This window comes from Bacillus sp. FSL M7-0003, assembly GCF_038628485.1.
Classification (GTDB): Bacteria; Bacillota; Bacilli; order Bacillales; family Bacillaceae; genus Bacillus; species Bacillus safensis.
This window is the reverse complement of the sequence record NZ_CP152024.1, coordinates 3506798-3532580: the sequence shown is the minus strand read 5'-3', so window position 1 is coordinate 3532580 and position 25783 is coordinate 3506798. Positions and strand designations below refer to the sequence as shown.

28 protein-coding genes are annotated in these 25783 nt (G+C 42.3%); 22 read left to right on the top strand and 6 right to left on the bottom strand.

Annotated features, from left to right (window positions below):
* The first annotated feature begins 199 nt into the window (after positions 1–199).
* From MHI23_RS18150 to MHI23_RS18130, 5 genes are all read left to right on the top strand, one after another.
* Positions 200–523 carry a WXG100 family type VII secretion target gene (locus MHI23_RS18150; RefSeq protein ID WP_342492143.1) on the top strand — a complete coding sequence of 108 codons (324 nt, stop codon included), beginning with the start codon at positions 200–202 and terminating at the stop codon, positions 521–523.
* A 4-nt stretch (positions 524–527) separates the two neighbouring features.
* The gene (locus MHI23_RS18145; protein WP_342492479.1) at positions 528–1724 is read left to right on the top strand and encodes a glycine zipper domain-containing protein; all 1197 of its coding nucleotides are present in this window, start codon (positions 528–530) and stop codon (positions 1722–1724) included.
* Between the two features lie 12 nt (positions 1725–1736).
* Positions 1737–2495 carry a hypothetical protein gene (locus MHI23_RS18140; protein WP_041108411.1) on the top strand — a complete coding sequence of 253 codons (759 nt, stop codon included), beginning with the start codon at positions 1737–1739 and terminating at the stop codon, positions 2493–2495.
* A 21-nt stretch (positions 2496–2516) separates the two neighbouring features.
* On the top strand, positions 2517–3044 hold the full coding sequence (locus tag MHI23_RS18135) for a YfjD family protein (RefSeq protein ID WP_076840539.1): 528 nt from the start codon (positions 2517–2519) through the stop codon (positions 3042–3044).
* A 99-nt stretch (positions 3045–3143) separates the two neighbouring features.
* Positions 3144–3608, top strand: coding sequence for a helix-turn-helix transcriptional regulator (locus MHI23_RS18130; protein ID WP_041108407.1), 465 nt, complete (start codon positions 3144–3146; stop codon positions 3606–3608).
* Between the two features lie 54 nt (positions 3609–3662).
* Here MHI23_RS18130 and MHI23_RS18125 read toward each other — a convergent pair whose 3' ends face one another.
* The gene (locus MHI23_RS18125; RefSeq protein WP_024427528.1) at positions 3663–4010 is read right to left on the bottom strand and encodes a helix-turn-helix transcriptional regulator; all 348 of its coding nucleotides are present in this window, start codon (positions 4008–4010) and stop codon (positions 3663–3665) included.
* 205 nt (positions 4011–4215) lie between these two features.
* On the opposite strand from MHI23_RS18125, the gene MHI23_RS18120 reads away from it, so the two are divergent.
* From MHI23_RS18120 to MHI23_RS18095, 6 genes are all read left to right on the top strand, one after another.
* Entirely contained in the window at positions 4216–5205 is a 990-nt protein-coding gene (locus MHI23_RS18120; RefSeq protein WP_024427527.1) for an asparaginase, read from the top strand.
* 28 nt (positions 5206–5233) lie between these two features.
* Complete coding sequence (aspA, locus tag MHI23_RS18115; RefSeq protein ID WP_034624136.1) at positions 5234–6655, top strand: aspartate ammonia-lyase; 1422 nt, start codon at positions 5234–5236, stop codon at positions 6653–6655.
* Between the two features lie 143 nt (positions 6656–6798).
* Positions 6799–8205, top strand: coding sequence for a Na+/H+ antiporter NhaC (gene nhaC / locus MHI23_RS18110; protein WP_034281362.1), 1407 nt, complete (start codon positions 6799–6801; stop codon positions 8203–8205).
* 295 nt (positions 8206–8500) lie between these two features.
* Positions 8501–8926, top strand: a complete 426-nt coding sequence (locus MHI23_RS18105) for a DUF5082 family protein (protein WP_025093782.1) — start codon at positions 8501–8503, stop codon at positions 8924–8926.
* A 37-nt stretch (positions 8927–8963) separates the two neighbouring features.
* Positions 8964–9227 carry a YwqI/YxiC family protein gene (locus MHI23_RS18100; protein WP_024423905.1) on the top strand — a complete coding sequence of 88 codons (264 nt, stop codon included), beginning with the start codon at positions 8964–8966 and terminating at the stop codon, positions 9225–9227.
* Between the two features lie 287 nt (positions 9228–9514).
* Positions 9515–9940 carry a DUF5082 family protein gene (locus tag MHI23_RS18095; protein WP_024423904.1) on the top strand — a complete coding sequence of 142 codons (426 nt, stop codon included), beginning with the start codon at positions 9515–9517 and terminating at the stop codon, positions 9938–9940.
* A gap of 47 nt (positions 9941–9987) precedes the next feature.
* Here the strand turns inward: MHI23_RS18095 and MHI23_RS18090 are convergent, their stop codons facing one another.
* Positions 9988–10191 carry a hypothetical protein gene (locus MHI23_RS18090; RefSeq protein WP_024427523.1) on the bottom strand — a complete coding sequence of 68 codons (204 nt, stop codon included), beginning with the start codon at positions 10189–10191 and terminating at the stop codon, positions 9988–9990.
* Positions 10192–10328: 137 nt separating this feature from the next.
* Here MHI23_RS18090 and MHI23_RS18085 point away from each other — a divergent pair, with 137 nt between their 5' ends.
* The 6 genes from MHI23_RS18085 (at position 10329) to MHI23_RS18060 (ending at position 16751) form a co-directional block, all read left to right on the top strand.
* Positions 10329–12287: a BglG family transcription antiterminator gene (locus MHI23_RS18085; RefSeq protein WP_125586894.1), complete on the top strand. Its 1959-nt coding sequence runs from the start codon at positions 10329–10331 to the stop codon at positions 12285–12287.
* 89 nt (positions 12288–12376) lie between these two features.
* Entirely contained in the window at positions 12377–13687 is a 1311-nt protein-coding gene (locus tag MHI23_RS18080; RefSeq protein ID WP_125586892.1) for a PTS transporter subunit EIIC, read from the top strand.
* A gap of 31 nt (positions 13688–13718) precedes the next feature.
* Entirely contained in the window at positions 13719–15152 is a 1434-nt protein-coding gene (locus tag MHI23_RS18075; protein WP_224426844.1) for a glycoside hydrolase family 1 protein, read from the top strand.
* A 12-nt stretch (positions 15153–15164) separates the two neighbouring features.
* Positions 15165–15488 (top strand): PTS sugar transporter subunit IIB, encoded by a 324-nt coding sequence (locus MHI23_RS18070; protein ID WP_024427519.1) that lies wholly within the window; start codon positions 15165–15167, stop codon positions 15486–15488.
* A 19-nt stretch (positions 15489–15507) separates the two neighbouring features.
* Positions 15508–15837, top strand: coding sequence for a PTS lactose/cellobiose transporter subunit IIA (locus tag MHI23_RS18065; RefSeq protein ID WP_024423898.1), 330 nt, complete (start codon positions 15508–15510; stop codon positions 15835–15837).
* A 65-nt stretch (positions 15838–15902) separates the two neighbouring features.
* Positions 15903–16751 carry a polysaccharide deacetylase family protein gene (locus tag MHI23_RS18060; RefSeq protein WP_149126136.1) on the top strand — a complete coding sequence of 283 codons (849 nt, stop codon included), beginning with the start codon at positions 15903–15905 and terminating at the stop codon, positions 16749–16751.
* Positions 16752–17755: 1004 nt separating this feature from the next.
* Here MHI23_RS18060 and fosM read toward each other — a convergent pair.
* The 4 genes from fosM to MHI23_RS18040 are packed head-to-tail and all read right to left on the bottom strand — an operon-like array spanning position 17756 to position 20951.
* Complete coding sequence (gene fosM, locus MHI23_RS18055) at positions 17756–18181, bottom strand: FosM family fosfomycin resistance protein (RefSeq protein WP_081125082.1); 426 nt, start codon at positions 18179–18181, stop codon at positions 17756–17758.
* Between the two features lie 59 nt (positions 18182–18240).
* Positions 18241–19332 (bottom strand): bifunctional diaminohydroxyphosphoribosylaminopyrimidine deaminase/5-amino-6-(5-phosphoribosylamino)uracil reductase RibD, encoded by a 1092-nt coding sequence (gene ribD / locus MHI23_RS18050; RefSeq protein ID WP_025093787.1) that lies wholly within the window; start codon positions 19330–19332, stop codon positions 18241–18243.
* A complete protein-coding gene (locus tag MHI23_RS18045) occupies positions 19319–20080 on the bottom strand; it encodes a GTP cyclohydrolase II (protein ID WP_342492142.1) in 762 nt (253 codons plus the stop codon). The genes ribD and MHI23_RS18045 overlap by 14 nt, the downstream gene beginning before the upstream one ends.
* Positions 20081–20096: 16 nt before the next feature.
* Positions 20097–20951, bottom strand: coding sequence for a VOC family protein (locus MHI23_RS18040; RefSeq protein ID WP_342492141.1), 855 nt, complete (start codon positions 20949–20951; stop codon positions 20097–20099).
* 177 nt (positions 20952–21128) lie between these two features.
* Between MHI23_RS18040 and MHI23_RS18035 the strand changes: the two genes are divergently transcribed.
* The 5 genes from MHI23_RS18035 (at position 21129) to isdE (ending at position 25764) form a co-directional block, all read left to right on the top strand.
* Positions 21129–21461 (top strand): helix-turn-helix domain-containing protein, encoded by a 333-nt coding sequence (locus MHI23_RS18035; protein WP_087977956.1) that lies wholly within the window; start codon positions 21129–21131, stop codon positions 21459–21461.
* A 369-nt stretch (positions 21462–21830) separates the two neighbouring features.
* The gene (locus tag MHI23_RS18030) at positions 21831–22289 is read left to right on the top strand and encodes an NEAT domain-containing protein (protein WP_342492140.1); all 459 of its coding nucleotides are present in this window, start codon (positions 21831–21833) and stop codon (positions 22287–22289) included.
* A gap of 20 nt (positions 22290–22309) precedes the next feature.
* A complete protein-coding gene (gene isdC, locus MHI23_RS18025) occupies positions 22310–22963 on the top strand; it encodes a heme uptake protein IsdC (protein WP_024423890.1) in 654 nt (217 codons plus the stop codon).
* A gap of 19 nt (positions 22964–22982) precedes the next feature.
* Entirely contained in the window at positions 22983–24800 is a 1818-nt protein-coding gene (locus tag MHI23_RS18020) for an NEAT domain-containing protein (RefSeq protein WP_342492139.1), read from the top strand.
* A 76-nt stretch (positions 24801–24876) separates the two neighbouring features.
* Entirely contained in the window at positions 24877–25764 is an 888-nt protein-coding gene (gene isdE, locus MHI23_RS18015) for a heme ABC transporter substrate-binding protein IsdE (protein ID WP_125586880.1), read from the top strand.
* The last annotated feature ends 19 nt before the right edge of the window (positions 25765–25783 follow it).

Sequence of the window (25783 nt, the reverse complement as noted above, 5' to 3'; positions counted from 1 at the left end):
GTCCATTTTATCACGTCTTGAATGCGCTTCATAACAAGAAAGGCTTTCTCTGGCAATTAGAGAGGAAAAAGGCCTACTTTCATTAGGTAATATGCTGAATGGTTCTTTAGGGTGATTTTTTTGGGTGTCTTTTTATTTATAATGGGTACATATAAAATCATCCATTTGTACGTTAAATTGGGAGAAAGGGGTGCGAAAGTTGGATTCTAGTCAAACGCTGGCACTCGCTCAAAAGTTTCAGGAAGCGGCTGATGAGATTCGGCAGTCCAAGCAGCTGCTGGAAAATCGTCTGAAGGCAGTAGGATCAGGCTGGCAGGGAGAAGCAAGGGATAAATTTGATCAAAGCTTTGAAGAAACAACGGCACGCTACGATCAATTTGAAAAAGATTTGCTTGAAACAAGTCAGGAACTGCGGGATGCAGCGGTCAAAATTGAGGAGCGTAAAGCTGAAATTGCCAGAATGGAAGAGCTTGAGCGAAAGAGACGAGAAGAACGGAGAGAAAGAAACCGAGAATGGAGATGATGTGATGGCACGTGACATTGTGGTTGATCCAGATCAGCTGACTGGGCTGGCGAATGATTTTGTAGGTGAGCTGTCAGCCATTGAAACGAAGCACCGCGATTTACATAGTGAACTGGACGGGCTGATTTTAGGCTGCGATCCTCGGTATAGAAGCTGTTTTTCTGGTGTCGGGGATGCATGGGGAGCAGGACAGGCATTAATCAGCAAATTGAGCAGTGATGATATTGCCATTCGTCATGCAACGGATAAAATGGTCGAAGCAGATGATATATTGCGGAAATTGTACAGTATCTATGATCAATATGGTACACTCACGAGCTTAGCTGGTATCGTGATGATGCAGGCGAAATATTACGGGCTTGGGATGACGACTTTCATTAAAGAGAATGGCCGATATGCAGCGCAGCATTCAAAGCTGCTGCTTGATCTGACCAGCCGGGTAGAAGGAACGAGATTTGACCGGTTAGCAAGGATTTGGCTGAGTAAAAAAGAATTATTAAAACGATCGAACTGGCCGATGGCTGACTTGGTCCATAAGAAATTCACAAAATTTTATCCTGACGATACAGTTGCGTTCACAAACAGTGTTCGTGATTTTACAAAAGGAAGTATTAATTGGAAGGACACGGCTGCGATTAAGTCTGTTCTGAAAAATGGTGCAAGATTTGCGAAAGGAAATGCCATTATTGCAACAGTTGTCACTGGTGCAACAGAAACGGTTGGCTGTGGATTGAAAATTGCCGAGAACTATGCAGAATTCAGTGATCAGCCCGAAGTTCTTAAGCGTGAAAATGCAAAGGCTGTTGGAAATGCAGTGAACAATACGGTCTTTATCGCTGGCGGTTCTGTCGCAGGTGCCGTTGTCGGCGGGGCTCTTGGCAGCTTTGCAGGTCCGATTGGAACCGTTGTTGGCGGAGCCATTGGTTCAGCAGTAGGTGGATTTATTGGAGAAAAAGTCGCCAAGCTGACATCCGGTTTTGCTGAACAGATGGCAGTGAAATTAAAGGATCCGATTCATGCAGTCGTGGATAAAGGGAAAAAAGCATTTGAACTGGCGGGTCAAGGTGTGAAAGCAGTGAATGATACCATTGATCAGGCAAATCAAGTGATACATAAAGGGATAGAAAAAACAAAAGAAACCGCAGATTCGCTCATAAAGGGTGCAGGCGATTTCTTTAAGGGTGCATTTTCTTTTGGATAAGGAGAGATCAAGTTGGATCAGCTAAGTCTAAGTATTGAGGAACTCATCTTTAGTTTTTACAGTGAAGGCTATTTTGAACAAGGCATGTCCTTAAAGGAGGCTTATTATCCTGAAGTAGAGGACGAGCGCTTGGGGTTTTTATTTGAAATTGCGTGCCGCTCTTTGCTTGCAAAAGGTGTACTGGAATTTCGAAACAGACAATACCGTTATAAAGCGGAATACCGTCATTTCATCCAGGCGATGAATGATGCCTCTCACACGATCAAGGCATCTAAATTTGGAGACACAGATGAAGAAGTCAGCACCTCTTTTCACACAACACAAGCGGGTGTATATGCGCATCATACGCTTTATGATCAACAAGTGCATCAGATTCGCAAACTGGACGGCGATCAGCAGGCAGAGGAGCAAGTGACAGCCTTTTTCAACATACAGATGAATGATCACCCTGAACCTGTCATCAGCCTGCAGGCAGAGGAATTTGAAATGCTGTTAGAACAGGCAAGCGAAGCGAAAAATGAGTGGCCATCCTTCCTGAATAAAGCAGAGAATCAAGAGCTCGTGAAGGCATTTGTTTCTGATATACAGACGAGAAAAGGAAAGCTGGACTCTCTCATGAAGGTCGTCTATGACAAAAATAATACGCCTGATGTGGAGTCCATGATATTTGTGATTCCAGGTGAGAACCAATCTTGGCTTGTATCAGGAATAAAAGAAAATCAATTTCGCATTGAGACGGCTCATCAAGACGGGTTACGTTCTATATTCTAATGGAGAAAAGGAGAATGACGCTTGAATCCAAGTGAAGTAATAGAAGTAAGGAGCAGACCTTTTTTAAGAGTATGGGCATTCTTAGCAACGGGCGGCTTCGGTATCATCGGTATTTGGTTATTTTCAGAAGCTCTTACATTTGAATCGAACTATACATTGTTTTTATTTTTAGGCGGACTATTAGGTATTGTCTATGGCTGGATCTCCTTTTTGATGATTTTGCCTGCTTTTACGAAGAGGGGAAATGTGATTTTTCGCATTCAGCGCGGAGAGAATGGCGCTGTACTGCACCGGGAGCGGACGGTTCCTTTTCAAGATATTCAATCAATTGACATGCGCAGGCATCGTTACAGTATAAGAGGATTTCTTTTCATGGATGTGCTCATTCGGAAAGTAGATGGGAAATTGATCAAAATTCCGGCGTACAGCATTTTAGATGAAGAAGTATTTGAGCAGACCGTCAAACAGGAGATCTATCCATATTTACATCAGACAGCCCAAGAAAATTGGAGACAGCAGCATGGCCAAGGAGAAGAGAAGAGCGACTAAGCTGTTTTTGTCAGAATTCTATAGGATGAGGCGCCACTTTTTCGAAGAAATCGTGTATGATGTCAGTAAAGACTGAACACTCGAAAGAGGTGATGAGAGATGGATAAAGAGATGGTAATCGACCTCGTCACAGAACAAATGGCACGGATTCGAAAAGAAAAGGATTATACGCAGGATCGTATGGCGGAGGTACTTGGTCTATCAAAACGGCATCTACAGCAGGTTGAAAAAAACAGGCTGCGTCTCAACTGGACGCAATCCGCGGCCGTATGTGCATTATTCAGAGATAGTGACATTTTGAAAGGGACTCTTGGGGATGACCCGCTCGAGATTTTGGAAGTTGTGGCACATGATGAATTACATCTATCAGTAGAGCGTACGATTGGCGGCAAGGTTTGGTGGAGGACGTCTGTCAAAAAAGGCACGTTTCGCCTTCAGCAAAATGTACTTAGTCAGCATTACCGCATCTTAGATGAGGAGAATTATCGCTATTATAGTTCGTTTAATAAAGAAGAAGCGAAGCGGCGGCTAGAGGAATTAAGCCAGCTGTCTTCCTCATATTGAGATTGGAAAAGGAAAGAGAGGCACCTGTTTATAAGGAGCCTCTCTTTTCTGTGTTTATACTTTTAGAGTGTTTTTCGCCCGAATAAAGGCAACAAGCTGTTTGATTTCTTCATCATTTAGGGGAACGCCGTCTACATAAATGGTTCCTTCTTTTGCTTCCGTCAGTTCAATTTTGATATCAGAGATTTTGCGTTGTATCTCTGGCTCGTCCGTTCTACCAAGTAAAAAATCAATGGACGTATCATACAAATCAGCCAGCAGCTTCACTGCTTCAAGCGAAGGTCGTCGGTACCCAGATTCGTAACCGGCATAGGTGCTTTTGGCGATACCTAGGCGATCTGCCGTATGCTGGAGAGACCATTTTTTCTTTTTTCTAAGGGTGGTTAAACGATCGAGTATCATACATGAACGCTCCTTTATTTACAACAACAGTATATCATATTTTGACATAGAATGTACGCGTTATGCGTAACAATTTCTTGATTAATTCGCGTTATGTGACTATAATGGCAATGAAGGTACGCGTAAAGCGTATATTATAGAATAGCACAAGCTAGCTTATAATATGTGTGACAAACGAAGTAATTTTACGAAAGAGGTGGACCTGTTGAAGAAATTATTGCTTTTAACGACTGGTGGGACGATTGCATCTGTAGAGAGTGAAAATGGTTTAGCTCCAGGTGTTAAAGCTGAGGATCTTTTGAGCTATTTAAACGAAATTAATGCAGAATATACAATGGACACAAAGTCCCTAATGAGTATAGATAGTACAAATATGCAGCCTGAATACTGGGTTGATATCGCAACAGCCATTTATGAGAATTATGACCAGTATGACGGGTTTGTCGTTACTCACGGAACCGATACAATGGCCTATACATCAGCAGCGCTGTCTTATATGCTGCAAAATCCTGATAAGCCGATCGTGATTACAGGTTCACAAATTCCGATTACTTTTAAGAAAACAGATGCGAAGAAAAACATCACAGATGCCATTCGCTTTGCATGTGACGGTGTTGGCGGCGTGTATGTCGTGTTTGATGGCAGGGTCATCCAAGGAACACGTGCGATCAAACTAAGAACGAAAAGCTACGATGCATTTGAAAGCATTAACTACCCATATATTGCATCAATTGAAAACCATCAAATTGAATACAATAGCAAAGTAAAAAGAACACCAATGAAACCGCTTAAATTAGATGCATCCTTGAATACAGATGTGTGTCTGTTAAAATTGCATCCAGGCCTGAAGCCTGAGTTTTTAGATGCAGTCAAAAGCATGTACAAAGGCGTTGTCATTGAAAGCTACGGCAGCGGCGGAATTCCTTTCGAAGGAAGAAACCTTTTAGAAAAGATCAACGAATTGCTGGAAGAAGGCATTTCTGTTGTCATCACCACTCAGTGTCTGGAAGAAGGAGAAGACATGAGTGTGTATGAGGTAGGACGCAAGATCAATCAAGAATTGGTGGCACGTTCAAGAAATATGAATACAGAAGCTATTGTGCCGAAACTGATGTGGGCACTAGGCAAAACAACAGATCCAAGAGAAGTCAAAAAGATTATGGAAACGCCAATCGCAGAAGATTTAGTGATTTAACTATTCTATAGAAAGCAGGTCATAAGAGATGGTTCAAGCAACTTATCGCTATGAGAAGGATTTTCTTGGTGAAAAAGAAATTCCAGCAGACGTGTATTATGGGGTTCAAACCCTCCGTGCAAAAGAGAATTTCCCGATTACAGGATATCGGATGCACGAGGAACTAATTAGAGCCTTTGCCATCGTGAAAAAAGCAGCAGCTCAAGCCAATATGGAAGTTGGACGTTTATATGAGGGAATTGGAAATGCCATCGTTCAAGCGTCTGATGAAGTCATTGAAGGCAAGCTGCACGAGTACTTTATTGTCGATCCAATTCAAGGCGGCGCAGGAACGTCCATGAATATGAATGCCAATGAAGTGATTGGAAACAGAGCGCTAGAAATCATGGGACATCAAAAGGGTGAATACATCCATTTAAGCCCAAACACACATGTGAACATGTCGCAATCAACGAATGACTCATTCCCAACGGCGATCCACATTGCTGTGCTCAAGCAGTTAGACATTCTGCTTGAAACGATGCAAGTCATGCAGGACGTCTTTCAAAAGAAAGCGAAAGAATTCGATCATGTGATCAAAATGGGACGTACGCACCTTCAAGATGCTGTTCCAATCCGTTTGGGACAGGAATTTGAAGCTTACAGCCGTGTGCTGAGCCGTGATATTAAGCGGATCAACCAATCAAAACAGCATTTATATGAAGTCAATATGGGTGCAACAGCTGTTGGGACAGGCTTAAACGCAGATCCTCGTTATATTGAGATCGTGGTGAAGAAGCTCGCTGATATATCTGGTCTTCCTCTTGTAGGCGCAGAGCATCTCGTGGATGCAACGCAAAATACAGATGCTTACACAGAAGTATCCGCCGCTTTAAAAGTATGTATGATGAACATGTCTAAGATTGCCAATGACCTTCGCTTAATGGCATCTGGTCCGCGCGCAGGTCTTGCTGAAATCGCATTGCCGGCCCGCCAGCCTGGATCATCCATCATGCCTGGGAAAGTCAATCCAGTCATGGCAGAGCTCATTAACCAAATCGCATTCCAAGTCATTGGGAACGACCACACGATCTGTCTTGCTTCTGAAGCAGGCCAGCTTGAGTTAAATGTGATGGAGCCTGTTCTGGTCTTTAACTTGCTTCAATCTATTAGTATAATGAATAACGGATTCCGCTCATTCACAGATCATTGCTTAGCGGACATTGAAGCAAATGAAATACGTTTGAAAGAATATGTAGAAAAAAGTGCAGGCGTGATCACTGCCGTGAACCCTCACTTAGGCTATGAAGCAGCCGCTAGAATTGCAAGAGAAGCCATTTTAACAGGACAATCGATCAGAGATCTTTGCTTGCAGTACGATGTTTTAACGGAAGAAGAACTTGATATTATCTTAAATCCATACGAGATGACAAAGCCTGGTATTGCGGGTGCAGAGCTCCTAGAGCGATAATAATATCAAAAATTTTATTTTATTAATATGTGGAATTGCCTGTGAAAAAGAGAAAAACAGGCAATTCACTTTCTTTCGAATTGACACACTTTTTTCACAATATTTTGAAAACGCTTAACGCACGCACAAAGGGAGGAAACACAATGAAATCACCACGTCTACCATCTATTTTAGAAGTCGTAGCTGTACTTGGCTTGTTTTTAGCGATTGTTTTATCATTTACTCTTTACTTCAAATTAGATATTCAGCTAGCATTGTTTATCTCATGGTTTATGGTTATTGCTTTAGGTATTCGATTGGGGCATTCATACAAAGATCTTCAAAATGCCATTACAAAAGGGATATCGAATGGTTTAGAGGCTGTTTTGATTTTAATTGCTGTAGGTGCACTTGTTGGAACATGGATTGCCGGTGGAGTGGTACCCACATTAATTTATTATGGACTGGAATTTATTCATCCTAATATTTTCTTACTAGCTACACTGATTATCTGTTCCATTATGTCTGTTGCTACAGGAACATCATGGGGGACAGTTGGAACCGCAGGTATTGCCATGATTGCGATTGGTGAAGGTTTGGGAATTCCATTACCTATCGTGGCTGGAGCTGTTTTATCTGGAGCTTATTTTGGCGATAAGTTATCTCCTTTATCTGATAGTACTGTGCTTGCTTCCTCACTTTCAAAAGTGGACGTGCTCGCACATGTTAGAGCAATGATGGTCTTATCCATACCTGCATTTGTCATAACTGCTATTATGTTTACAATTACCGGGTTTATGTATGGCGGAAAAAATATTGATCAAGGAAAAGTAGAGTTTTTGAAACAAGCACTGCAAGATACATTCACGATTAATATTTGGATGATCATTCCGGCGCTTATTGTTGTGCTATTACTTGTCTTGAAAAAGCCTTCAATGCCTGTTATTGCGATTGGTGCGCTTCTTGGCGCAGTTTGGGCAATGGCATTCCAAGGAATGAATCCAGCCGATGCACTTGGTACAGCTTATAATGGTTTCTCTATTAATTCAGATGTAGAATTCTTAAATACATTGTTAAACCGCGGTGGTATCGTTAATATGTTAGGGTCTCTAGTGGTGATTATCCTGGGGCTTGGTTTCGGTGGAGTACTAGAATATTTAGGCGTATTAAAAGTCATCGTCGCGACATTTGAGAAAAAATTACATAATGCAGGGAATGTAACGCTATCTACACTCGTTGTTGCATTCTTCGCCAATATCTTTGGCTGTGCGATGTATGTATCGTTAATCCTTACACCGAAAATTATGGAAAAGAGCTACGATAAATTAAAGCTAGACAGACGAGTTTTATCCAGAAACTCTGAGGTCGGTGGTACGCTTACGTCTGGTATGGTCCCTTGGTCAGATAACGGTATTTACATGGCAGGAATTCTTGGCGTATCGACATTCTCTTATTTACCATTTATGTGGTTGAGCTTTGTTGCCATTGGTCTTGCGATCATTTACGGATATACAGGTAAATTCATTTGGTACGTGAAAGATCAACAAGAAAGAGAAGAATCGGCCTCATAAGCCGTTTGCAAAAGCCGCTCCTGAACGGGGCGGCTTTGTTTGTCCTAGGACCGAGAGACTATATGTGACAAATAGCAAATGGACAGGAACTTAGACCTCCTATAAAAGAGGTCAAAAGGGGCAGTGTGAAGCTGAATGAAAGCATATTTATCCCATAAAAAGGGCACAAATCCCTATTTAAACATGAGTCTTTGAACCTTATAATAACAATATTGGAAAAAGTGCTATTCACCTTACGCTCGTTTAGAGGGACTCTAAGCAGCGTTTTTATTTTTTGACAGGAGGAGGAACCCATATGAGCTTATCGGATATGCTGTCTGCCCTTAACGGTGGCATTTCAAATAAAAAAGCAGAAATTGAAGAGAAAATCGCTCGACTCAAAAAGGCGAAAAGCAAGGTTGAACGTGAACAAGATGCGGCAGAAACAGATTTAAAGCAAATCAAGCAGCCAAAGCTTGGGACCTCTTGGAAAGGTGAGCGAAGCCAGGATTTCAAATCAGATCGAAATGAAGCACATGATGCGCTGCAAACGATCGTGAATGATCAATACCCACGCTACGTGAGCCGCATCGAATTCAAAATCACTACATTAGAAGCAGAACAAGCTGCGTTATCCTTTGCCAGTTCCTTAGCTGGAGACGCCGCACGTCTTGCTGAAAAAGGAGAAGACGCAGTAGAGGACGCAAAACGCTTGATCTCAAAAGCATGGAGCAGCTTGTAAACGAGTTTCATGCTGAACAAATCTGGAGGATATCACAATGGGACAAATTAAGTTAAACTACCAAACAGTTATGGATAAACTAGATGAAGTCTCCCAAGCCGTCGAAGCTTTAGCGATGAAAAAAGCAGCAGATAAAGCGGGTGAAAACAGCCTTGAATTTGTAACCAAGTGGACGGCACGTGAAGCAGAAGTGAGCGAAATGGTCTCAAGCTTTAAAGAAGCCTTAATTAAAAATGTTCAGGATACACGCTCTAACGTGAAAACATTAAAAGAACAAGACGAAGCGATTGCTGCAAAATAATCAGCACAATCGCTTTTATTTATGGGTACCATTGACATAATGCGATTGTGGTATTAAAGTCTCATATAAAATTCAGGGTGTAAGACCTTGTATTATTCCGTTTTTCTTCCAAACGCGTCGCTAAAAGGACACCTTTTCCCTATTTAAGCCTGAGGCTTTTCGCCTTATACTATACTTAATGAAAGCAGAACGATAGAAATGTCAGGATTGGAAAAATCAAGTGAGTCGATGGTTTCCAAAGGCGCTCACGCCGTGCTTTCGTATGAGGTCAGATAGAGGTGGATGACATGAGTTTATCCGAGATGCTGCACCATCTGCATATGGGAATTGAGAACAAACGTGCAGAATTTGACGAAATGATCTCTCGGTTAAAGACAGCCAAAAGTAATATTCGAACAGAACAAGATCTTGCCCAGTCAGATATCAAAGAAATTAAGAAGCCTGCACTAGATTCGTCATGGAAAGGCGAGAGAGGAACCGACTTTCATCGCCACCGGAAAGATGCTTACAGCGTGATGCACGACGTCGTCAACAATGAATATGAAAAATATATAACAGAGATTGATCAAAAAATCTTACACTTTGAATTGAAAAAAATGGAGCTGGCTGTTGCCAGTAACTTTGCAGGAAGAGCTCAGGACGTGATGGAAAAGGGCGAGGATTTTGCAAAGGATGTTAAACATTTGATTGAACGGGGCTGGAAAGCTCTTTAAAACTATAAACGAAACAGCCGTCTCTTAAAAGGCGGCTGTTTTTTTGTTTAGTCACATCCACCACCGCCGCTGTCACCTGAATCACTCCCACAGGAGGCTTCAGAAGCGTGATGGGTATACGAATCAGTATAAGTGCTCGTCGTTGAGCTATGATGTGCAGAACGCTTAGCAGATGCACGTTTATCATTTGATGCGAACAAGCTGGCAATGATGGCTCCTAAAAAAGCTAATATGATAATGACAACAAACATAAAAGCATCCCTCCTCTAGTTTCATATTCATACGAATGAGCCATATCTAGGTTCCCGATTTGAAAGAAATACTGGGCAAAGAGTTCTATTTTCGTTTATGATGATAGGCAAAAGTAAATGCCAAGGGAGGAGAGCCCATGCTATCTCTACGTCAGGAGGAGCTTCTGAAACGATTGATGCAAGCGGAGCAGGAACTGACAAGTGAAGAAATTGCACGTGTGATCGGAGTCACATCACGAACCATCCGCACAGATATGAAAGCGCTTAAAGTGATCTTAGAAGAACATGGTGCCGCACTGCATATTAAACGCGGGGCAGGGTATACATTGAGCGTTGAAGATTATGGAGCATTTCGTACATTTTTGAAAACCTCACTGAGAGAAAGGAATGAGAAAAAGGAACCGTCCATTCCCAATCAGCCTGAGGACCGTGTGGCTTATCTATTAAAAAGGCTGCTTCTGTCAGAAGACTATATCAAATTAGAGGGATTGGCAGAGGAATTATTTGTGAGTGAATCTACAGTGAAAAATGATTTGAAAGCTGTCAGGCACTTGTTTTCATTGCATGGACTTTCTATATCGCACCGGCCTAAATATGGCCTTCGTCTGACAGGCGATGAAATGAAATTAAGATATTGTATGGCAGAGCATGTGTTTCAGCAGGAGCATGCGAATGCTGCACTGTTACCTGAAGAAACGTATCAATTGATTCAGGACATCGTGCGTTCACGTACAAAAGCTACCGGACTTCATCTATCAGAAATCGGTTTAAGTAATTTAGTGACCCACATTGCCATCGCATGCAAACGAATTGAAGAAAAAAAGCTGGTCAAGATGCCAGAAGCGGAATTGAGAGAAATTCAAGTGCAGCCAGTTTTTCAGGTAGCTCAACAAATGGCAGAAGATATTCGCCGCGTATTAGCGATTGATTTTCCGTTATCTGAAATGGCGTACATTGCGATTCACTTAATGGGAGCAAAGATGATGGCATATGGAGAGGCTGGCCATACGCTATTTCATCTGCTGGACGAAGACCATTTTCGTTTCACTCACCAATTGCTTGCTTATGTAGAGGAGCACATGTCACTTGATATTCAGTTTGATAAGGAGCTGATCGTTGGTTTAAGTCTTCATTTGCGTTCTGCCATTCATCGTTTTAGATACGATATGAACATCCGAAATCCTTATTTACCAGACATTAAAAGGCATTATCCCATTGCGTTTGAGGCGGGTGTTTATATGGGCAGATGGCTGAAGGAAAAAGAGGGTGTTGAGATTCCTGAGGATGAAATCGGATATTTGGCACTTCATATTGGGGCTGCAATCGAGCGGACAAAATCACAGCATGTAAGAAAGACATGTCTTATTGTGTGTGCGACGGGTGTCGCCAGCAGCCAGCTTCTTCTTCATAAACTCACGGCAGCTTTTAACGGAAGGCTGGAGATCGCTGGAACTGCAAGTGTCGGGGAACTTCCTTTGTATGATTTAAGAAGCATTGATTTTATTATTAGTACCATTCCGCTTCAGAATACATTGCCGGTGCCAGTCATTGATGTACATACGATTCTAAGTGACGATGATATTGTGCGGCTGAAACGATTTGTGCAGAATTCACAGGATACAGGAGTTTTGCGGTATGTGAGTCCGGCACTGACATTTTTTCAGCAAGATCTCCAATCAAGGGAAGAGGTTCTTCAATTTTTTGTGAACGTGCTAAAGGAGCAGCATCGAATCCCAGACGAGTTTGAACAATTATTGTTAGAAAGAGAGCAAGTATCACCCACATCTTTCGGTCATTTGGTTGCGATTCCTCATCCAATTAAACCGGCAACAGATGACACGTTTTGTGCGATCTGTACGTTGAAAAAGCCGGTACTGTGGGGAGAAGATCGAGTACAAGTCGTATGCTTGTTAAGCATCCAGAAGACGTATCAAAAAGAATTACAGTCGCTTTATCAATTTCTTGTGCGGCTGACAGAACGGAAGGAAGTGGTGGAACAACTCATCAAAGCTGCTTCATTTGAAGAACTGACAGCTGCGCTTCAAGTATTGGAGCATTCAAATGAAAAAACGCGGCACCCATTTCCGCATCTGTGAGGAAAAAGATTAGATGTTAATGAAAGCGCTTTTAAAATAACATCAAAAAGGAGGATGATCACGAGTTTTTGCAAAGGGGGAGACGGATCATGAGCTTCAAGGAGAAAGCGGCAGATGTCATGGAGCATGTGGCTTATCGCATCACCAACCAGAAATATATTATGGCGATTAAACAGGCATTTGTCACACTGATGCCGATCATCATTACAGGAGCTTTTGCTGTACTGGTGGCGAATATGATTATGAGCCCGGAGACAGGGCTTGCTCATTTTGAGATATTCAGGTTTTTAGCAGAGCTTCAGCCTATTATGAAGGCAATCAATTATGCCACGCTGAACTTTTTAACCATTGGGGCTGTGTTCCTCATTGGGATTGAGCTTGGGAAAATCAACGGTCACAAGTCTCTGTTCCCAGGATTGATGGCATTGATTTCATTTATATCTGTTATTCCAACGACACTTCTTCTTGAAGTCGATGGATCGATGCGTGAGGTTGTTGACGTGTTGGCAAGACAATTTTCTGATCCAAAAAGCTTATTTTTAGGGATGATCATTGCGATCGTATCTGTGGAGATTTTTTGTAAGCTGACCGAGGTGAAATGGCTGCAAATCAAGATGCCGGATTCGGTTCCGTCGAATGTGGCAACATCATTTTCGTCACTTTTCCCATCGATCATTACAATTACAATCATTAGTTCATTCGGCTTTGCATTTCATCGTGTGACAGGCATTTATTTGCATGAAGCAGTGTATAACGTGGTGCAGCGTCCATTAGAAAGTGTTGTACAGGGGCTGCCTGGGATTTTAACGTTGATGTTTGTGGCGCAATTTTTCTGGGTGATCGGCATCCATGGCAACCAGATGATTAAGCCGATCCGGGAGCCGCTCTTATTAGGATCGATTGCAGTGAATATGACAGCATTTCAAGAGGGAAAAGAAATCCCGAATATCATCACGATGCCGTTTTGGGATGTGTATATGAGCATCGGTGGTTCAGGTGTGACCATTGGTCTTTTGATTGCGATTTTTATTGCTGGGAGAAGGGAAGAGATGCGAAGCATTGCCAAGCTCTCATCAGGACCCGGACTGTTCAACATCAATGAACCCGTTATTTTTGGATTACCTGTCATGCTAAACCCTGTGATGGCGATTCCATTTATCGTCACACCGCTTGTGACAGGTACGATTGGGTATATTGCGACGGCTACAGGATTCGCTGGAAAAGCGGTCGTGATGGTGCCATGGACGACACCGCCGCTTGTGAATGCATGGCTGTCCACCGCTGGCAGTATGGGCGCTGTCATCACACAGCTTATCTGTATTGTGGTGGCTGTTTTCATCTATTTACCGTTTGTTCTCTTGTCTAACCGCAAGCCAGAAGCAGCACCAGATTCAGAATAAACATTCAGACGAAGAAAAGGGAGGCGGCGACATGAACAGAATTGAGATTCCAAGTGATTTTATCCTAGGTGCTGCGGCTTCTGCTTGGCAGACCGAGGGATGGAAGGGAAAGCGGGCGCATCAGGACTCGTACATCGACTTATGGTATAAGGAAGGATATCACGTGTGGCACGAAGGCTATGGTCCTGCTGGTGCGACAAACTTTTACGAGCGCTACCCTGAAGATGTAGCCTTAATGAAAGAGATTGGGCTGACACATTACAGGACATCGATCAATTGGTCGAGGTTTCTCATAGATTACGAGAATGGGATAGTGGATGAGGCCTATGCTCGTTACATTGATGATCTGATCAATGAATTAATCGCAGCAGGTGTAGAACCAATGTTTTGCTTAGAGCACTATGAGCTTCCTGCCGTTTTGCTTGAGAAGTACGGCGGATGGTCATCAAAGCATGTTGTCGAGCTGTTTGTACTTTATGCAGAAAAGGTGTTTGAGCGCTACGGAGACCGGGTCAAGCATTGGTTTAGTTTTAATGAACCGATTGTTGTCCAGACACGTGTTTATCTAGATGCCATCCGATATCCGTTTGAGCAAAATACGAAGAAATGGATGCAGTGGAACTATCATAAAGCTCTGGCAACAGCAAAAGTGGTGAAGCTTTTTCAGGAGATGGGGTTGAAGGAATCGGCAGGAGCCAAAATCGGCGTGATTCTCAATCCAGAAGTGACGTATGCAAGATCGTCTGCCCCGCATGACCAAGAAGCGGCACGTATGTATGACTTGTTTTTTAATCGAATGTTCTTAGATCCTTCCATCAAAGGGGAGTATCCAGAGGAACTGATCGATGTGTTGAAAAAGCATGATATTCTTTTCGATTCTACAGAGGAAGAGCTTCAGATCATCAAGAATCATACGGTGGATGTCGTTGGGCTTAACTTGTACTATCCGCATCGTGTCAAGGCACCGAGTAAGGCTTGGAACGAAGGAACACCTTTTCATCCATCCTATTATTACGATATGTTTGAGCTTCCAGGGAGAAAAATGAATCCTTTCAGAGGCTGGGAAATCTACCCGAAGATTGTCTATGATATGGGGATGAGAATAAAAGAAGAATACGGAAATATTGAGTGGTTTGTGGCCGAAAATGGCATGGGTGTCGAAAAGGAAGAACGGTTTAAAACAGAAGACGGTATCATTGATGATCAGTATCGCATTTCATTTATCAGCCAGCATTTGAAGCGGGCACTTCAAGCGAAAGCAGAAGGATCAAATTGCACAGGCTATATGCTTTGGGCATTTACAGACAATGTCTCACCGATGAATGCCTTTAAAAACCGCTACGGATTAGTCGAAATACAGCTGGAGAATGAACGAAATCGTCAGCTGAAAGCATCTGCGTATTGGTATCAGACATTAATCAAAACTAGGGAACTGACAGTTGAAACAGAAGTCATTTATCAATAGGAGTGATGAGAAATGAAACGAATCATTCTCGCTTGTGCAGCAGGAATGTCAACGTCCATTGTGGTGTCCAAAATGAAGGCTGCCGCAGAAGCTAAAGGGCTGGATTACTATATTTATGCTATACCTGAAGGAGCCATTGCGGATGAACTAGAAGAGCATGGAGAGGATGTACAGGCGATTTTACTTGGACCGCAAGTTAGTTTTATGAAAAAAGCAGCTGAAAAAACGGCGGCACCCTATCAAATCCCTGTCGATGTCGTCAATGTGAGATTATACGGAACAGCAAACGGAGAAAAAATTCTAGAGCATGCACTGACACTAGCAAATGAATCTTGAATAATTGGAGGAGAAGCAGATGACGGTATTAGAGGAAATGCAGGGAGCAGCCTTTCAAATCATTGCCCATGCAGGCGAGGCAAGAAGTCATTATGTAGAAGCGATTCGTCTAGCAAGAGCTGATGATTTTGAAAAAGCGCAGCAGTTGATCGAAAAAGGGGAGGAAGCGTTTCGAAGCATCCACAACCTGCACTTGTCGCTGATTCAAAAAGAAGCGGCAGGTGAACAGCTTCCGTTTTCTTTACTGCTGATACACGCAGAAGATCAAATGCTCACAACAGAGACCATTCATCTGCTCGCCATCGAAATGATCGAAATGTGTAAAAAAATGAATACCCTGTCAAAATAGTTGTCAATGAATAACCAATTTCTGTTATAATCATTCGGTAGATAAAGAGAAAGCAGGATTGGTGAATGAAGAAAACATGTAGGCTGATGACGATTGGTCTTATGCTGCTGCTCATTTCGGGCTGTATGGGAATGAAAGAGCAGGCGGAAGGAAGCCAGCAAGTCGTCAAAGAGGAAAAGGGTCCATTACAAACAAAAGAGATTCAGCAGAAAAAAGAAACGGCAGTGATAGAGACAAAAACCTGGATGAAGCAAAAGGAGCCGGTCGAGCTCCCGATTTTGATGTATCATAGTATCTCAAGCGGCAACTCGTTACGTGTGCCAAAGAGCGAATTTGCATCTCATATGAAATGGCTGAAGGACAATGACTATGTCACACTGTCGCCAGAAGAGGCGTACCGCGTTTTCACAACAAATTCGATGCCAAGTAAGAAGAGTGTCCTCATTACATTTGATGATGGATATACGGATAACTATACAAAGGCATTTCCAATTTTAAAGCAGTATGGAATGAAAGCAACGATTTTCATGATTGAGCAATCCATTGGCCGTCCAAATCACTTAACGGATGAGCAAATGGATGAGATGATGGCACATGGGATATCGATTGAGAGTCATACGATTCATCATTTAGAGCTCAATCGATTATCAAAGCAGCAGCAGGAAGATGAGTTAAAAGGATCAAAGACATTCTTCGATCAGCGGTTTTCTCAGCGTACGAGAATGGTCAGCTATCCTGTCGGGCGCTATAATGAAGAGACGTTGAAGCTGGCGAAGGAAGCTGGATATCAAATGGCTGTCACCACTGAACCAGGACATGCGAAGAAGGAACAAGGCATGATGTCCTTGCACCGCGTCCGCATTTCACCGGGACTTTCACCAGAAAGCTTTGGCAGGCTGGTCGAAGGGAAGTGACGATCAATGTTTCACATGAAACATTTTACGACAAATTTCGCGGGACCTGAATAAAACTTGTTTAGGATTTAGATAGATTCATGCAATATAAGGAATCAGTTTTTTAATATACTGATTCTTTTTTATTTAGCTAAACAAGGTCATACAGTTGCCAATAGAAAGTAGGAGGGCATAAAGTAAATATGATTTTTAAGTTATATAGATTGTTGTTCAGTTTATTTGATCAATTGAACAACAAAAAAGCTGTATCATTCATTTTAAACATTGTGCAGGAATAAAAAAATAAATTAAGCTCACTCTAATTTAAAATTATTGTAACTAAAGCTCTTATAGTTTTTTACACATGAAGGTTAAAAAAGTATGCTTATCTATGGTAACAAATTGATACATATGGTAACATGTAATTGCACAAGTTTTTTTGTTCAACTCGGACTAAGTTGAACTAGTTTTCAAACTGAAGCACGAGAGCTTCAAGGTGAATTTCTTGAACGTCACCATATAACTGAAAAGAAATTTAATTTGAGCACTCGGCTGACTACCGTGTGCTTTTTCTATGTATAAATTTATCATGTGATGAATATACTGAAGTAATATAGAAAAAATAAAGCAGCCCTCCAAAAAACAGAAACGAGATAGAACCAGCATTACCTTGACTAGGGGTAATGAAGGTGCCACTTTATTTTTCATTATCATTTTAAGGGTTAATTCAGAACGGTCTCTTATCTATCATCCATGCTATGAACTGGACTAGAGTTCGGATTGAATTTAAGATAAGTAACCAAAGCTTGTACTTGCAGGTACAAGCTTCTTTCTTTTTGTTCTTGCGTCTCTCAACGCGTGAACGCACAAGTTTTGTTCTCAAACTGACCCCTCCTTTCTCGGCATAAAAACACCTTTAGTATAGAAGGGGGGAGGACTATCGCTTGCTACACGTTTCTATGTATATTTTACCATCCTTTCTATTAAATGACGAATAGCACTTTGTTGTTTCCTCTTCGTTTTCATCATTTATCAAAAAACTCCATATGAGCTTTTTCTTCCTTGTAATAATCCATTCGGTCTTTTAAGGTTCCTGTATGAAACTCGAATTTATGTCCATCAGGGTCCGTAAAGTAGATGGAATGACGATCCTTTTTATCTCTCGGCCGGCTTGGTAAGATGTAGACGTTCAAATTTTTTAATTTGTTGTACATGTGATCTATATCCTCTTCATCAATTGAAAAAGCGATGTGTGTGTATGAGTGATGGATATCTTGGCGAGGAATATCCTTTTCTACATTGAGGGCAAGCCATAGCCCGTTCAAATCGAAGTAAGCTGTCGTTCGGCCCTTTGCTAACAATGTGGCGTCAAAGACCTTTGTGTAAAAATCAATAGATGCATCTAAATCAGAAACAGAAAATAACAGATGGTTTATTCCTTTTATTTTCAAATCAATCACCCCATTATAAATGATGAGAAAAAAGCTTGCAGATCCGATCTACAAGCTTTTTATTGATAAACGGGATAGCCCGTTATTTTAATATCTTTTCCAAGTGGTTCCACGGTGAGTTGATCCAGTTCAATGGCATCACTCATGAGGCGAATGCCTTCGCCTCCAAAAAAGGAAGGGGAAAGTCGTCCGCCAATGAGCTTAGGCGCCATATAGATGACCAATTTATCTACAAGCTGCTGTTCTAAGAACGAGGCGTTAATCTGGCCGCCGCCTTCAATCATGAGAGAAGAGATATTTTTTTCTCCCAGCACTTGAAGCACTTCTTGCAGGGGCACCCGCGTGTCGCTGTCTGTCATAAAGACACGGACGCCAGCTTCTTCTAAAGCCGCTCGTTTTTCCTCATCGGCTTGCTTTGTTGTAAAAATCCATGTAGGTGCCATCTGATCGGTGACGATTTTTGCTGTCAGTGGTGTTGACAGCTTAGAGTCTAAGACAATTCGAATCGGATTATTCCCATTTGGAATCCGCGCAGTTAATGAAGGATCATCGTGAATGACGGTTTGAGCACCGACCAAAATCGCATCATTGATACTGCGGATATGGTGAGCATCATAACGGGATGTCTCAGATGTAATCCACTTGCTGTCAGACGTGGAAGAGGCGATTTTCCCATCTAAGGTAATGCCCGCTTTGAGCGTCACAAAAGGTGTTTTTTTCGTAATAAAGTGATTAAATACTTCATTCATTAGAATGGATTCCTGTTCAAGTACGCCCGTGATGACTTGGATACCCGCGTCTTGTAAAATGGCAATCCCGCGGCCAGCGACAAGCGGGTTTGGATCAAGTGCCGCCACGACAACGGTTTCGACGCCGGCTTTCACAAGTGCTTCCGCACAAGGGCCTGTGCGCCCATGGTGGGAACAAGGCTCAAGGGTCACATAAATCGTGGCTCCTTTTGCCTTGTCCCCGGCCATGTTAAGTGCATGAATTTCAGCATGCGGTTCACCGGCTTTCATATGAGCACCGACTCCAACAATTTCATTCTCTCGCACAATCACAGCCCCGACGAGCGGATTCGGAGATGTCTGACCTTTCATTGCCCGTGCATTATCAAGGGCTAGCTTCATATATCGCTCATGATGTGGCAATCGTACGCACCTCTTGCTCCGCCTTCATGTGACCTGAGCGGTTGATTTTTGTCTGCAAGTATTTTTCGTTAAATTCAGAGACATCTCCCCAAAGTGGAATGCGTCCAGAAAGAGATAAACCTGCATGGCTGATCGCATCTGTCTTTTTCGGGTTATTGGTAATGAGTCTGACCGGCTTTGTACGAAGTGTTTGAAGAACGGCAATGGCTTGTTCGTATTGACGTGTGTCATCTTCAAAACCAAGTGCTTCGTTCGCTTCTACTGTATCATAGCCGTTTTCTTGAAGAATATAAGCCATGGCTTTACTGAAAAGACCAATGCCGCGGCCTTCATGATTGGCTAAGTAAAACAGGGCTCCCGCTCCATTGTCCTCAATCATTCGCATAGACTGCTTCAATTGGAATCCGCAGTCGCAGCGCTTGCTTCCGAAAATATCGCCAGTGTGGCAAATGGAATGCATGCGGATAAGAGCTTCGTCAGCGTGCTCAAAATCCCCATATACAAGAACGCTTGACTGCTGATGATCAGCAAGCTGGCGGGACGAGAGGCTTTCAATTAAAGCTTCATCCGACAATGGCTCTTTTCCATCATCTTTTAACCATGAATACCAGTTAAACATGACGGTTCTGCCGTCTAAATTCACTGGGAGTTTAATGGGTCCAGTGATATATATATACCCGTCTTCTTGCTGTACTCGTTTGATTTTATCTTTTAATATGGCTGTTTTAAGCTCTGTGTGTTTGTCCATATTCTGCACCTTCTTTTTAGTCTGTTTCTTCAATCTGTAAACGAACGAGAACGCCAAATGGATCAACAAATTCGCTGCTTTTTCCTGTCGTGTTGACTTGAGTGCCTGCTTTTGTCAGGCGTTCGATGACGGATTGTCTGTCTGCTTCTTCTGGGAAAACCAGTGTATAGCTTCTAATTCCTGAGAAACGTGGATCAATGGCTCCTTTTCGTCCGCGTCCCCATGCATTAAAGGCAAGGTGGTGGTGGTATACACCAGCGGCGATAAATAGGCTTGCTGGTGGAGCCATTCGGATATGAAAACCGAGCGTATGGACATAAAAAGGATCTGCTTCTTCTGGGTTGAGATGGAAATGCAAGTGTCCCATCACTGTGCCCGCAGGGAGTCCTTCCCATGTGGTATCAGCGGCTTCCTGCAGGAGTCCATCTCCATCAAGCGGTGAATTTCCGCCACCTTTCAGTTCTCCATGCTCACCTACCCAAATGTCCTGAGGACGGTCAGCATAAATTTCTACGCCAATGCCGTCAGGATCACTTAAATAAATGGCTTCACTGAAAAAGTGATCGCTTGCTCCAATTAAAGGATAGCCTTTTTTGATCACATGTGCCAGCCATGTGCCCAGGTTTTTTCTGGTAGGTAATAAAACAGCAAAGTGATAAAGTCCTGGCTCATGATCAGGCTTCTCTTTGAGCTGTACATCCTCTTTTAACAAAAGAATCGGTTCCTTTGCATTGCTACCAAGTGTCACCGTGGAATCTGTTTTTTCTAATATAGAAAATCCTAAAATGTCTGTATAAAAAGGTAAAGAACGATCAAAGCTGGACACATGTAATTCTGTCACACCCAGCCTTAGCTGCTCAATTGTCTTCAAGCTCGGTCATCTCCTTCATGATATATGCATCGGCATGTTCAAATGTTTTTGAAAATCTATAAAAAATGAATACCTTGTTACTTTTAGTAACTAAACTATATAATAGTTAGTGACTTATTTCAAGTAATTAATTGTGTTATAATGAAAAAAAGAGAAAAAAGCAGGAGGGAGTAAGATATGGCTCAAGTAGATGGCTGCCCAATTACAGATGCCATGGAGATTCTAGGCAAGAAGTGGGTCATTCTCATCATCAATCAGCTTCTGACAGGGCCTAAGCGTTTTTGTCAGCTTGAAAATGAAATGAACATCAGCGGAAGATTACTATCAGAAAGGCTGAAGGATTTAGAAGCTGAGGGACTTGTTGAGAAAAAGGTATACCCCGATATTCCAGTGCGGATTGAATACGAATTAACAGTGCAAGGGAAGAAAATTGAACCGATTATTCGTGAAATGTATGCTTGGTCTTTAGATCGTAAAAACAGCAAAATAGGGGAACATGTTCCTTCTTAATCGATTTCGATCAGTGTGTCTGATCGAAATTTTTTTGTGTGATTTTCCAGAAAACTAAGACAATAGTATGAAAAATGATGTTGACAATCATTTCATGCATTATATAATATCAAGGAGAAGAGGGTTCTTTTCCCTGTAATGGAATGGAGGTTATGCCATGGTATTATGAATGGGACAGATTGCCTAAAACTCTTATCAATCCATCATTTAGAAGCAGGCATCTTTGACTTTAAGAAGCAAAGATTTATTTTTTCTACTCAATTGATAATGATTATCATAATCATCTATAAGTGTGTTCCAGCACTTATGAAGGTTATTTTTTTTATTGTCTATTGAGAATAATTATCAATATCATTTAGGAGGGTTCACATGAAAGTCATTCGTTCAACATCACCCGTATTATTATTCCTTAGTTTTGTTCTATTATTTGCTCTAGCTCCTGTTAGCTCAGCCTCAGCAGCTGGCTTAGCAGATGGTCAATATTCAGCGCAATATGTGGTATGGAAAGCTGATAGCGATTCGACTTCAACAGCGAATACGTATTTCGAAAAACCAGCCAAGCTTGTCGTAAAGAATGGAAAAATCAAAGCGCAAGTCACGTTAACGAATAGCTCTTGGATCACAAGCTTTAAAACGCTCGATCAAGGTGTCTACAAAGATGCGAAGGTGATCAGTACAAATACAGCTGCGAATAAGAGAACAGTAGAATTCAATGTGAACAGCCTGACTGAGGTCGTACCAGCAAAAGTGAGTGTGACTGTACCGGCTATCGGATATACAGGCAATTACGACATTCGTCTCAAGTTTGATGCGGCATCTGTTCAATAGAAAGGGAGGAAATTCGCTTGATGAAAAAAAGGATGAGGCTGTCAGTCTTCATGGCGGTTTTTTTACTGGCACTTATGCTGCCTTTTTCAAACGCACAGGCTGCCGCATTAAAGGATGGTACATACTCCGTCAATTATACAGTGCTGAAAGCTGAAGGAAATGCGGTCTCAATGGCAAATGATTACTGGCTGAAACCAGCAAAAGTGATAGTGAAAAATGGGAACCTGACAGTGCAAATGACGATTAAAAATAGCAGCTGGGTAACGGAATTTAAAGTACCAGGAAATGGCGGCTATGTCGATACAACCGTTCTCTCAACAAATAAAAAAGCCAATACAAGGCTCGTTCAGTTCCAGGCTCAAAGCTTGTCTAAACCAATCACGTCAAAAATTCATGTCACTGTGAAATCTGCTGATTATGATCATGATTACACCATTCAGCTGAAATTTGATGAAAGCAGCATCAAGTCACTTTCGTCTAACAGTGCAAATCAATCATCGGGTGCAGCAGAAAGTCAGCAGCCATCAAAAGAATCAACGAACAAAGCTGATTCATCCACAACGAAACAAGAAGAAAATCCTCAAACTGGTGATACAGGCCAAATAGGGTGGCTCCTTGTGCTTGTCTTATGTTCAGGCGGGTTTTTAGCAAGAAAGTGGATCATCAAGCATTAACGGAAGGAAGTGTCACCATTTGAAACGTCTTTTTCATCTAAAGGCAGCCATTCTGCTCGTTTTATTCAGTTTGTTGACTGCGTTTCAGATTCCTCAAGGAACAGCTCAAGCGGCATCATTCGTTGATGGTGAATACACAGTCGGATTCACCATTTTAAAAAATGGCAGCACAGAAGCGTCCATGATGGATACCTATACAGAAAAGCCAGCTAAGCTGATTGTGGAAAATGGCAAGAAAACAGCCTATGTCACACTGAAGCAAAGCAAAGAAATAACAGATTTCAAGGTCGAACAAAATGGTGCTCTCGTTACCACTGAAACGGTCAGTGAGGACGAAACAGCCAATACACGTGTGATCAAATTTAATGTCGACGACTTATCAGCGAAATTAAACGGCTGGGTGAAAATTTACTGGGATTTAGGCGGCTTTATTTATGACGAAGCATATGACGTACAGCTTGCATTTGATCAAAGCAGCCTAACACTCGTTACGCCTGCAAAACCAGACGATAATGAAACAAAGCCAGATGACCAAAACGGTACAAAGCCAGACGATAGCGAAACAAAGCCGGATGACCAAAACGGTACAAAGCCAGACGATAACGAAACAAAGCCGGATGACCAAAACGGTACAAAACCAGACGATCAACCGACAACACCAGGCAATAACAATGGCACAAAACCAAAACCAGATGATTCTGCGCAAAATCAATTAAAAGATGGCGTATATCGTATTAATTACAGTGTGCTAAAAGGGGATACGGATGAGGCATCTCGAATGAGTGATTACTTCTCACACCCTGCATCCTTAACTGTCAAAAATGGAAAGCAAACCATTTCCTTTACGGTGAAGGACCATAAGTCTGTCGCTTCTTTAAAAACAGAGAAAAACGGTTCTTATCAAGAAGCCAAAACAGTCAGCAAGGATGAAGCAAAGAATACAAGAGTGGTTTCATTTGATGTAGATGATTTGAAAAACGAGGTCAAAGGAATAGTACACATTGTAGTAGCAGCCGCTAACTATGACCAAACCTACGATATTCGTTTTCAATTTGATTCAAAGAGTATCGCTCCAGTGAAGGACGGGCAGGTGGTAGAGGAAGAAAAACCAGCTGCACCAGAAACACCAAAACCAAACACACCAACAACAGAAACAAATAACGGCGGAGCAAATCAAGAGACGGCTCAGCTAAAAGATGGTGTATACAAGCTTCCTTTCTCAATGAAGAAAGCAGATAAGGATGAGCTTTCTCGCATGAACGATTACGTCGTGAGTCCTGCGACACTGGTTGTAAAAAATGGCCGCCATTTCGTTTCATATACAGTGAAGAACAGCTCAGCCATCACGTCATTCCAAGTAGGAACAGGCGGAAAGTTTGAAGAGACTCTTGTTGCGAAAACAGATCAAAAAGCAGATACACGCGTTATTCAATATGAAGCAAAAAGTTTAAGTGGAGCTCAGGCTGCACGCGTAAAAATTGATATTCCAGCTGCGAACTACCATGAGCAGTATGATGTCAAACTTGTCTATGACACAAAAGGAATCGCTCTCGGTGAGGGAAGCGGAATTTCAACAGTCATTGGAGACGATGAGAGTATCGGCTTTGTCAAAAATCCAAATGATCACGATTCTCAAACAAATCAACTTGAGAATGCAGCACCTGAGGAAACGGGTGCGGAGCAGATGACATTTACGCCATCAGATGATCAAACCAAATCTGAGTCTGGACAGCTGAATCCGAAAACGGGAGATACCTCTCTTCTTTGGGTGTATATTCTTTTATTCGGCGGGTCGTTATTCGTACTCGTTAGAAAATATCAAACACGGACAAGATAGTTCGTTTTATTTTAAGTGAGATGCGCCTTTTACCTCGGCGCATCCACTCTCTTTTTTCGAAAGGAGGCTTCCGTTTTTGAAGCATCGAATGTTATGTACCTTGATCGCTGCTCTCAGTGTGTGCGTGATCTTATCGGGCTGCTCACAGTCAGCAGAAAGCTCAGCAAAAGGCAAAAAAAGCGCTGAATCAAGTGAGCGCATTGTAGCAACGACTGTAGCTGCTGCGGAGATCATGGATGCTTTAGAGGTTGATCTTGTCGGGGTGCCAACAAGTCAAAAATCCTTGCCAGCTCGTTACAAAGGACTGCCGGAAGTCGGCAACCCAATGAGCCCGGACATGGAAATCATCCAATCACTTCAACCGACAGATGTCCTGTCTGTCACAACCCTTCAATATGATTTAGAGACACCCTTTCAGCAAGCAGGTGTCCCTGCTACATACTTAAATCTTGAGAGCATGTCCAACATGGAGAAGGCCATCACGAAGCTTGGAGATCAGTATGACAGAAAGAAGCAGGCTGAACGCATTGTGTCTGAGTTTGAGCGAAAAAAGAAAGACATTCAAGAGAGGACGAAAGGAAAACGCAAGCCGTCCGTTCTGATTTTGCTTGGTGTGCCAGGCAGTTATTTGGTGGCGACAGAGAATTCATATATTGGTGATCTTGTGCGTATCGCAGGAGGAAAGAACATTGTGGAAGGCGAGAAAATGGAGTATTTGGCATCCAATACGGAATATTTACAAAAAGCCAATCCAGATATCATTCTCCGGGCCGCACATGGGATGCCAGACGAAGTCGTTCAAATGTTTGATGAAGAATTCAAAACAAATGACATCTGGAAACATTTCAATGCGGTCAAACAAGACCGGGTGTATGACCTCGAAGAAAGCTTATTCGGGACAACAGGCAATTTAAAGGCAGCAGAAGCATTAGATGAATTGACTCGTATGTTGTATCCGTCATAAGCGGCGAATCTTAATGATA

What these genes read in the sequence shown, in the direction of transcription:
- MHI23_RS18145 (WP_342492479.1), top strand. Translation starts at nt 528, where the DNA reads ATGGCACGTGACATTGTGGTTGATCCAGATCAGCTGACTGGGCTGGCG.
- MHI23_RS18130 (WP_041108407.1), top strand. Translation starts at nt 3,144, where the DNA reads ATGGATAAAGAGATGGTAATCGACCTCGTCACAGAACAAATGGCACGG.
- MHI23_RS18125 (WP_024427528.1), bottom strand. Translation starts at nt 4,010, where the DNA reads ATGATACTCGATCGTTTAACCACCCTTAGAAAAAAGAAAAAATGGTCT.
- aspA (WP_034624136.1), top strand. Translation starts at nt 5,234, where the DNA reads ATGGTTCAAGCAACTTATCGCTATGAGAAGGATTTTCTTGGTGAAAAA.
- nhaC (WP_034281362.1), top strand. Translation starts at nt 6,799, where the DNA reads ATGAAATCACCACGTCTACCATCTATTTTAGAAGTCGTAGCTGTACTT.
- MHI23_RS18105 (WP_025093782.1), top strand. Translation starts at nt 8,501, where the DNA reads ATGAGCTTATCGGATATGCTGTCTGCCCTTAACGGTGGCATTTCAAAT.
- MHI23_RS18100 (WP_024423905.1), top strand. Translation starts at nt 8,964, where the DNA reads ATGGGACAAATTAAGTTAAACTACCAAACAGTTATGGATAAACTAGAT.
- MHI23_RS18095 (WP_024423904.1), top strand. Translation starts at nt 9,515, where the DNA reads ATGAGTTTATCCGAGATGCTGCACCATCTGCATATGGGAATTGAGAAC.
- MHI23_RS18090 (WP_024427523.1), bottom strand. Translation starts at nt 10,191, where the DNA reads ATGTTTGTTGTCATTATCATATTAGCTTTTTTAGGAGCCATCATTGCC.
- MHI23_RS18085 (WP_125586894.1), top strand. Translation starts at nt 10,329, where the DNA reads ATGCTATCTCTACGTCAGGAGGAGCTTCTGAAACGATTGATGCAAGCG.
- MHI23_RS18080 (WP_125586892.1), top strand. Translation starts at nt 12,377, where the DNA reads ATGAGCTTCAAGGAGAAAGCGGCAGATGTCATGGAGCATGTGGCTTAT.
- MHI23_RS18075 (WP_224426844.1), top strand. Translation starts at nt 13,719, where the DNA reads ATGAACAGAATTGAGATTCCAAGTGATTTTATCCTAGGTGCTGCGGCT.
- MHI23_RS18070 (WP_024427519.1), top strand. Translation starts at nt 15,165, where the DNA reads ATGAAACGAATCATTCTCGCTTGTGCAGCAGGAATGTCAACGTCCATT.
- MHI23_RS18065 (WP_024423898.1), top strand. Translation starts at nt 15,508, where the DNA reads ATGACGGTATTAGAGGAAATGCAGGGAGCAGCCTTTCAAATCATTGCC.
- MHI23_RS18060 (WP_149126136.1), top strand. Translation starts at nt 15,903, where the DNA reads ATGAAGAAAACATGTAGGCTGATGACGATTGGTCTTATGCTGCTGCTC.
- MHI23_RS18045 (WP_342492142.1), bottom strand. Translation starts at nt 20,080, where the DNA reads ATGGACAAACACACAGAGCTTAAAACAGCCATATTAAAAGATAAAATC.
- MHI23_RS18035 (WP_087977956.1), top strand. Translation starts at nt 21,129, where the DNA reads ATGGCTCAAGTAGATGGCTGCCCAATTACAGATGCCATGGAGATTCTA.
- MHI23_RS18030 (WP_342492140.1), top strand. Translation starts at nt 21,831, where the DNA reads ATGAAAGTCATTCGTTCAACATCACCCGTATTATTATTCCTTAGTTTT.
- isdC (WP_024423890.1), top strand. Translation starts at nt 22,310, where the DNA reads ATGAAAAAAAGGATGAGGCTGTCAGTCTTCATGGCGGTTTTTTTACTG.